The following is an 8,026-nucleotide window of genomic DNA, read 5'->3' as shown; positions in this document are numbered from 1 at the left end:
CCGCCACTATCCCTCCGCCGACATCACCGTGGTCAATCGCGGCATTGGCGGCGAGGACGCGCCGGAGATGATGAAGCGGCTGCAGACCCAGGTGATCGACGTGCACCCCGATCTCGTGATCTGGCAGGTCGGCACCAACGCGGTGCTGCGCAACCTCGATCCCGGCCAGACCGGACAGCAGGTCGAAGACGGCGTGGCGCGCATCCAGGCCGGAGGCGCCGATGTCGTGCTGGTCGATCCGCAATATTCGCCGCGCGTCACCGAGCGTCCCGAAAGCGCGCGGGGCATGGTGAAGCTGCTCAGGCGCATCGCCGCGCTGCGTCACGTCGGCATCTTCCCGCGCTTCGAGGTGATGCGCGACTGGCACGAGCAGCAGGCGATCCCGGTCAACGATTTCGTCATCTCCGACGGCCTGCACATGAACGACTGGGGCTACGCCTGCTTCGCGCAGCTGCTCGGCGACGACATCATCCGCTCGGTCGGCGCGATCAAGCTCGGCGTCAACGTCCCTGCCGACGTGCGGACGTATCGGCCGATGTAGGGCCTCGCACTCCCGCTGCAGCCGTCATTGCGAGCGAACCGAAGCAATTCATTTGTCAGCGAGCGCCGATAAATGGATAGCTTCGTCGCTTCGCTCCTCGCAATGACCCCGGAGGGAAAAGCATCTGCCTTAAAGTCCTGTCGCCGGCCCCGCCCAGCTTGACGCGCCTGCGGTAATCCGCTCCTTTGGCCCCGACACAATCACTTCGGACGCCCCAGGGGAAACGCTCATGTCTTTCGTGCTGGCCATCGATCAGGGCACCACCTCGTCGCGCGCGATGGTGTTCCGCAGCGACATCTCCATCGCCGCGGTCGCGCAGCAGGAGTTTCCGCAGCATTTTCCGGCTTCGGGCTGGGTCGAGCACGAGCCCGAGGACATCTGGACCTCGACCATCATGGTGTGCCGCGAGGCGCTGGAGAAGGCCAGGCTGAAGGCGAAGGACATCGCCGCGATCGGCATCACCAACCAGCGTGAGACCACCGTGGTGTGGGACCGCGCCACCGGGCAGGCCGTGCACCGCGCCATCGTCTGGCAGGATCGCCGCACTGCCGACATCTGTGCCGCGCTCAAGGCCGAGGGCCACGAGCCCGCGATCTCGGCCAAGACTGGCCTGATCATCGATCCCTATTTCTCCGGCACCAAGGTCGCCTGGATCCTCGATCACGTGCCGGGCGCGCGCGAACGCGCTGAGCGCGGCGAGCTTCTGTTCGGCACGGTCGACTGCTACCTGCTGTGGCGGCTCACCGGCGGCAAGGTGCACGCCACCGACGCCACCAACGCCTCCCGCACGCTGCTGTTCAACATCCACACCGGCGAATGGGATGACGATCTCATCAACCTGCTGCGCGTGCCGCGTTCGATGCTCCCCGAGGTAAAGGATTCCTCCGCCCGCTTCGGCGAGAGCATCGCCGATCTGTTCGGTGGACCGATCGCGATCTCCGGCATCGCCGGCGACCAGCAGGCCGCGACCATCGGGCAAGCCTGCTTCGAGCCGGGCATGATGAAGTCCACCTACGGCACCGGCTGCTTCGCGCTGCTCAATACCGGCACGACGCCGGTGGCCTCGAAGAACAAGCTGCTCACCACCATCGCCTATCAGCTGGGGGGCATGCGCACCTACGCGCTCGAGGGCTCGATCTTCGTTGCCGGATCGGCCGTACAATGGCTGCGCGACGGGCTCGGCATCATCAAGCATGCGGCCGAGACCGGGCCTCTTGCCGACAAGTCCGACAGCATGCAGAGCGTCTACCTGGTGCCGGCCTTCGTCGGCATGGGTGCGCCTTACTGGAATCCGCGCGTGCGCGGTGCGCTGTTCGGGCTGACCCGCAATACCGGCCCGGCCGAGCTTGCGCATGCGACGCTGGAGAGCGTCTGCTACCAGACTTTCGATCTGTGGGCCGCGATGCGCACCGACTGGCCGGAGGCGAATGCCGCCAACACCGTGCTGCGCGTCGACGGCGGCATGACCGCATCGGACTGGACCATGCAGCGCCTCGCCGATCTGCTCAACGCCCCGGTCGATCGCCCGATGATTCAGGAGACCACGGCGCTCGGTGCGGCCTATCTCGCTGGCCTCGAGGCCGGCGTCTATCCGGAGCCGATGAAATTCGCCGACAACTGGCGGCTCGAGCACCGCTTCAAGCCCGCGATGAGCCAGGCCACCCGCGAGCGCAAGCTGGCCGGCTGGGCCCGCGCCGTGAAGGGCGTGCTGGCAAGCGACGAAGGGGAATAGCGCAATCCACTCTTATCGCGCTTGTGGGGCCTGCGTGACGCGCGCCTCATCAACAACAATAACAACATCGGAGACAGAACAACATGAACACGGATATCAACCGGGTCACCAAGCTGCTGAGTGCCGCGATCTGCGCTACGCTGCTGGCCTCATCAGCTGTCGCACGTGAAAAGGAGAACCCGCTCTCCTCCGCACGCCAGGTCAAGACCGACGTCGCCGGGCTGAAGGCGCCGGGGCAGATCCTGGTCGATGCCTGGGGCATCCCGCACATCTATGCCGGCAACGAGCACGATCTGTTCTTCCTGCAAGGCTTCAACGCCGCGCGCGACCGGCTCTGGCAGATCGATCTCTGGCGCAAGCGCGGGCTCGGCCTGCTGGCGAAGGATTTCGGCCCCGCCTACGTCGAGCAGGACAAGGCGCTGCGCGAATTCCTCTATCGCGGCGACATGAAGGCGGAATGGGCCGCCTACGGCCCCAAGGCGAAATCCTATGCCGATGCGTTCGTCGCCGGCGTCAACGCGTATGTCGCCGATGTCAGGGCCGGCAAGCGTCCGCTGCCGATCGAGTTCCGCATCGCGGGCACCATGCCTGATTTGTGGTCGGCGGAGGACGTCGTGCGCATCCGCAGCCACGGTCTCACGCGCAATGTCGCCTCCGAGGTGAAGCGCTCGCTGGTCGCCTGCGCAGCCGGCCTCGATGCCGATCGCTTCCGCGTCAAGCTGGAGCCGGCCTGGACCACCAAGATCCCTGACGGCCTCGATCCCTGCAGCGTGCCGAAGGCCGTGCTCGCGGCCTATGACCTCGCCACCCGGCCGGTGAAGTTCGCCGCGCCGAAGGACCGGAAGGCCGCGTTGGCGCATGATCCCGACACATTCCTCGCCGAGGCCGACCAGCAGCGCGACACCATCGGCTCCAACAACTGGGTGGTCGCGCCACAGCGCACGGCGACGGGACGGCCGATCCTTGCCAACGATCCGCATCGCGAGCACTCGGTGCCGTCGCTGCGCTACATCGTCGGCCTCAACGCGCCCGGCATCTCCGTGATCGGCGCGGGCGAGCCGGCGCTGCCCGGCATCTCGATCGGCCACAACGACACCATCGCGTTCGGCCTCACCATCTTCAACGTCGACCAGGAAGATCTCTACGTCTACGAGCTCAACCCGGACAATCCGAACCAGTATCGTTACGGCTCGGGCTGGGAGGACATGCGCATCGTCCACGAGAAGGAGCAGGTGAAGGGCGAGGCGGATCGCGACCTCGAGCTGCAGTTTACCCGCCACGGCCCCGTGATCTATGTCGATGCCGGCAAGAAGCATGCGTTCGCCGTGCGCTCGATCTGGTTCGAGCCGGGCACTTCAGCCTATTTCGGCTCGTCCGACTACATGACTGCGAAGAACTGGAACGGCTTCCTCGCCGCGATGCGTCGCTGGGGCGCACCGTCGGAGAACCAGGTCTATGCCGACACATCAGGCAATATCGGCTGGGTCGCCGCCGGCAAGACGCCGCGCCGCGTCACCTATGATGGGCTGATGCCGGTGCCCGGCGACGGCCGCTACGAGTGGCAGGGCTTTCTCTCGCTCGACGAACTGCCGAAGGCCTATCGGCCGAAGCAGGGCTTCATCGCCACCGCCAACCAGATGAACCTGCCGGCGGATTATCCGGTCAACGAGCGCAGGGTCGGCTTCGAATGGGCCGACAGCGCGCGCTGGCAGCGCATCACCGAGGTGCTGGAGAAGAACCGCAAGGTGACGCTGGCGGACGCCATGGACCTGCAGAACGACGACACCGGCATGCTGGGGCGCCGGCTGCTCGCGCTGCTCAAGCCGCTCACGTCTGACGATGCCAACGTCAAGAAGGGCCTCGATCTGCTCAAGACATGGGACGCGCGTGATGCGGCCGATAGCGCCGCGGCCGCGGTCTACGAGGTCTGGATCGCAAACCATCTCGGCCCGGTGTTGCTCAAGACCACCGCGCCGAAGGCGGCGGACCTGATCGCGCCGGAGGCCTCGAGCATCTCCGCGATCGTGGCCTATCTCGAAAAGCCCGATGCGGCGCTGGGCAGCAATCCCACGGCGGAGCGTGACCGCGTGCTGCGCGACAGCCTGGGTGAAGCCGTCGTCGACGTCGCCTCGAAGCTCGGGCCCGATGTCTCGACCTGGCGCTGGGATCGCCTGCACGTCGCGCAATTCAATCACGCCCTGATGCCGCTCGCGGACAAGGCGACCGCGACGCAGATGCAGGTCGGCCCGCTTGCCTATGGCGGCGCCGCCAACGTACCGCGCGCGGCCACCTACCGCCGCTCCGACTATCACCTGATCTCCGGCGCCTCGTTCCGCATGGTGCTCGATGTCGGCAATTGGGACGCGAGCCGCACCATCAACACCCCGGGTCAATCCGGCGATCCCTTCAGCGGCCACTACCGCGACCTCGCGCCGCTGTGGGCGACCGGCCAGTACGTCCCGCTGCTCTACAGCCGCCCGGCGGTGGAAGCCGTGACCGCGGAAGCCATCACGCTGACGCCGAGGTGAGGGGACGTCGCCAAACACCCAGCCGTCGTCCCGGGCAAGCCAACGGGTCGCGCGAATGCGCGCCCGATGACAGGCTCCGCGCGACCCGGGACCTATAACCACGAGAGCGAATTGCTTTGCTGCGCTGTGGCCACAGCCGTCCCAATACCTGCGCCCTGTGGTTATGGGTCCCTGCTTTCGCAGGGACGACGGTGAATGTGTGGCGGGCGTCGCGCGCGCTACTTCCCCTGCAGGTGGATTCGCGGAGAACGGCCACTGACAAATCCGTAATATTGTTGCTCGGCGTTGCATTGCATCCGCGGCGTGACACACCGATATTTCCGGACTGCAATATGGAAACAGAGGTCGCGTGATGCTGCTGCCCGACGGCTATTCGGACATCCCCGCCGGCAAGATCGCCGCCGTCGTCACCCATCTGGAGATGACCGCGTCTCCGCCACGGCGCGACGATCCGCCGGGGGCTTGGCGGCTGCGCAAGGCCGATCCGCCTACGCCCGATTGGTACCGCGATCTCTACCGTCGCGTCGGCGAGGAATGGCTATGGTTCACTCGTGTGGGGCTCAGTGACGCCGATCTCGCCGCGCGGATCCAAGCACCCGACGTCGAGGCCTACGCGCTGGTCGTGGATGGCCATGACGAAGGCCTGCTTGAGCTCGATTTCAGCGAAGCCGGCCAGTGCGAGCTGCTCTATTTCGGCGTCACCGCAAGATTGATCGGCACCGGCGCCGCGCGGTTCCTGATGAACCGCGCGCTCGACATCGCCTGGTCGCGCGATATCAGCCGCCTCTCGGTGCACACCTGCACCTTCGATCATCCCGCGGCCGTCGCGTTCTACCAGCGGTCGGGCTTTCGCGCGTTCCGGCGGCAGATCGAGGTGGCGGACGATCCGCGGCTCGACGGGACGATGCCGCGGGACGCGGCGGGGCATGTGCCGATGATTGAGTGAGCGGACGCCATCCGCTGTCGTCCCGGGCAAGCCAACGGGTCGGCGCGAAGCGCCGCCCGATGACAGGCTCCGCGCGACCCGGGACCCATAACCACGAGTGCCGGTTGTCTTGCTGCGCCGGGGCCACAGCCTCCGCAACTACACGACCCTGTGGTTATGGGTCCCTGCTCCCGTGCGCAATTGCGCACCAGGCAGGGACGACACCGAATGTATCGCCAGACCGCGTCGTCAATAGGATTCTGTGTCGTCCGTTACCACGACAAGCCCCGCTATGATGCTTCATCGGAATAACTCAACATGTTGCAACGGGGCGCAGCCTGTCTAGGATGCTGCCCAAAGCGCAATGACGATGTGTGCAACCATGTTCCTGATCGGCCAATACGACTCACCCTTCGTTCGCCGGACGGCGATCGCGCTGAAGCTTTATGGCTTCAATTTCCAGCACAAGCCCTGGTCGACCTTCGGCGATGCCGAGCTGATCGCGCCCTATAATCCGCTGCGGCGGGTGCCGACGCTGGTGCTCGACGACGGCGAGGCGCTGATCGATTCCGCTGCGATCCTTGACTATCTCGACGAGACCGTTGGCACTGAGCGCGCCATGCTGCCGGCGAAGGGGCAGGAACGGCGGCACCAGTTCCGGATTTGCGCGATTGCGACAGGGCTCGGCGACAAGTCGGTGAGCCTTGTCTATGAGAGCGTGCTGCGCAAGGAGCAGTTGAAGCTCTGGGTCGATCGCTGCGAGGCGCAGATCACGGGTGCGCTGGATGCGCTGGAGAAGGAGCGCAGCACGATCACGACGCCCTACCTGTTCGGCGAGCGCATCGGACATTCCGACATCGCGGTGGCCTGTGCACTGCGCTTCACCGGCGAGGCGCATCCGCATCTGTTCGACCATCGCTACCAGGCGCTGAAGGCCCACGCCGAGCGCTGCGAGGCGCTGCCGGTGTTCAAGGAGATCGTTCAGCCGCTGGCGCCGCCGAAGGGATAGGCGGCCGGAAGGTGCGACAAATCACCCCGACCCGGCAACTCAGCAAAATCCGTCAAGCCCTCGCGTGTAAAAGATTTCTGTTTATCAGAAGTGAAATTCGGTGTATGAATTACCTGTCTCACCCGCCTGAGGGGCGCTTCGCGATCGTCACGGGTGTTGCGGTGAGATGCGGTGGACGCCGATTGCGCAACTGACGAGTGCGCATAAGGCGGACGGCGAAGTCGTGCAGGCCTGACGCCCTAGTTGTGAGCTTTCAGGAGGTTGTCCATCTGGTCTGAACCGAGGAAGCTGAGGTTGCGAAACTTCAGTGTTCCCCGGAGAGACCAGATGAACATCCACAAGAATGCGCCTTTGACGCCGAAAGGTCGAGAGGCGATGGTGCGGAGCGTGATCGAGGGCGGCCTGACGAAGGCCACAGCCGCGCTCCAATTCAATGTGACGGCAAAGACGGTCGCCAAATGGGTCAAGCGCTTCCGCGCATTAGGCGTCGATGGTTTGCGGGATCGTTCCTCGCGGCCTCATTCATTGCCAAGCCAAACCCCGGCAGCCACATGCGCCGCTGTCGAGACGTTCCGCCGGCAGCGCCACACCGGCAAACAGATCGCGCTCGAAGTTGGGGTCTCCGCAGCAACCGTCAGCCGTATCCTGCGCCGACTCGGTTTGAACAGGCTGGCTGCCCTGGAGCCGGCCGAGCCGATCCGGCGCTATGAGCGCCAGCATCCTGGTGAACTGATCCACATAGACATCAAAAAGCTCGGCAAGTTCAATCGGATCGGCCATCGGATCACCGGCGATCGACATGGGTCGAGCAATCTGCGTTCTCGCCGTCAAGGGCCAGGCTGGGAATACGTACATGTCTGCATCGACGATGCGTCACGGATCGCTTTCAGCCAGGTCATGAAGAACGAGCGAAAGGGTTGCGCCATCGCTTTCCTCAAGGCGGCCGTGGCCTACTACGTGAGCCTCGGCGTGAAGGTACAGCGCGTCATGACCGACAACGGCGCGTGCTACAAATCCTTCGCCTTCCTAAGGGCGTGTAAGCGCCTCGGCCTCAAGCACATCCGCACCAGGCCCTATACACCCAAAACCAATGGCAAGGCCGAACGCTTCATTCAAACCAGCCTACGAGAATGGGCCTATGCGCAGGCCTACAACACCTCAGCAGAAAGAGCAGCCGAGTTGCCACGATGGCTTCATTGCTACAACTGGCATCGTCCTCATGGCAGTATCGGCTCAAAGCCACCGATCAGCAGACTCGGATTGACCGGGAACAACCTCTTGAGGCTCCACA

General features: G+C 64.8%; 6 protein-coding genes. All 6 read left to right on the top strand.

What is annotated here, in order from left to right; translation table 11 throughout:
- The coding region (locus tag AS156_RS44135) for an SGNH/GDSL hydrolase family protein (protein ID WP_245312653.1) at window positions 1-541 on the top strand (541 nt) is incomplete at its 5' end.
- A gap of 229 nt (window positions 542-770) precedes the next feature.
- Window positions 771-2,273 (top strand): glycerol kinase GlpK, encoded by a 1,503-nt coding sequence (gene glpK, locus AS156_RS09130; RefSeq protein ID WP_066502980.1) that lies wholly within the window; start codon window positions 771-773, stop codon window positions 2,271-2,273.
- A gap of 83 nt (window positions 2,274-2,356) precedes the next feature.
- A complete protein-coding gene (locus tag AS156_RS09125; RefSeq protein ID WP_066502971.1) occupies window positions 2,357-4,801 on the top strand; it encodes a penicillin acylase family protein in 2,445 nt (814 codons plus the stop codon).
- A gap of 352 nt (window positions 4,802-5,153) precedes the next feature.
- Window positions 5,154-5,747, top strand: a complete 594-nt coding sequence (locus AS156_RS09120) for a GNAT family N-acetyltransferase (protein ID WP_066502968.1) — start codon at window positions 5,154-5,156, stop codon at window positions 5,745-5,747.
- A 361-nt stretch (window positions 5,748-6,108) separates the two neighbouring features.
- Window positions 6,109-6,735, top strand: a complete 627-nt coding sequence (locus AS156_RS09115; RefSeq protein WP_066502964.1) for a glutathione S-transferase family protein — start codon at window positions 6,109-6,111, stop codon at window positions 6,733-6,735.
- A 327-nt stretch (window positions 6,736-7,062) separates the two neighbouring features.
- Window positions 7,063-8,026, top strand: a 964-nt coding sequence (locus AS156_RS09110; RefSeq protein ID WP_066501212.1) for an IS481 family transposase, incomplete at its 3' end; no start/stop codon positions are given.

The sequence above is a fragment of the Bradyrhizobium macuxiense genome (genome assembly GCF_001542415.1).
Classification (GTDB): domain Bacteria; phylum Pseudomonadota; class Alphaproteobacteria; order Rhizobiales; family Xanthobacteraceae; genus Bradyrhizobium; species Bradyrhizobium macuxiense.
The sequence above is the reverse complement of the archived record's forward strand: the minus strand, read 5'-3'. Positions and strand labels throughout refer to the sequence as shown.

What these genes read in the sequence shown, in the direction of transcription:
- glpK (WP_066502980.1), top strand. Translation starts at nt 771, where the DNA reads ATGTCTTTCGTGCTGGCCATCGATCAGGGCACCACCTCGTCGCGCGCG.
- AS156_RS09125 (WP_066502971.1), top strand. Translation starts at nt 2,357, where the DNA reads ATGAACACGGATATCAACCGGGTCACCAAGCTGCTGAGTGCCGCGATC.
- AS156_RS09120 (WP_066502968.1), top strand. Translation starts at nt 5,154, where the DNA reads ATGCTGCTGCCCGACGGCTATTCGGACATCCCCGCCGGCAAGATCGCC.
- AS156_RS09115 (WP_066502964.1), top strand. Translation starts at nt 6,109, where the DNA reads ATGTTCCTGATCGGCCAATACGACTCACCCTTCGTTCGCCGGACGGCG.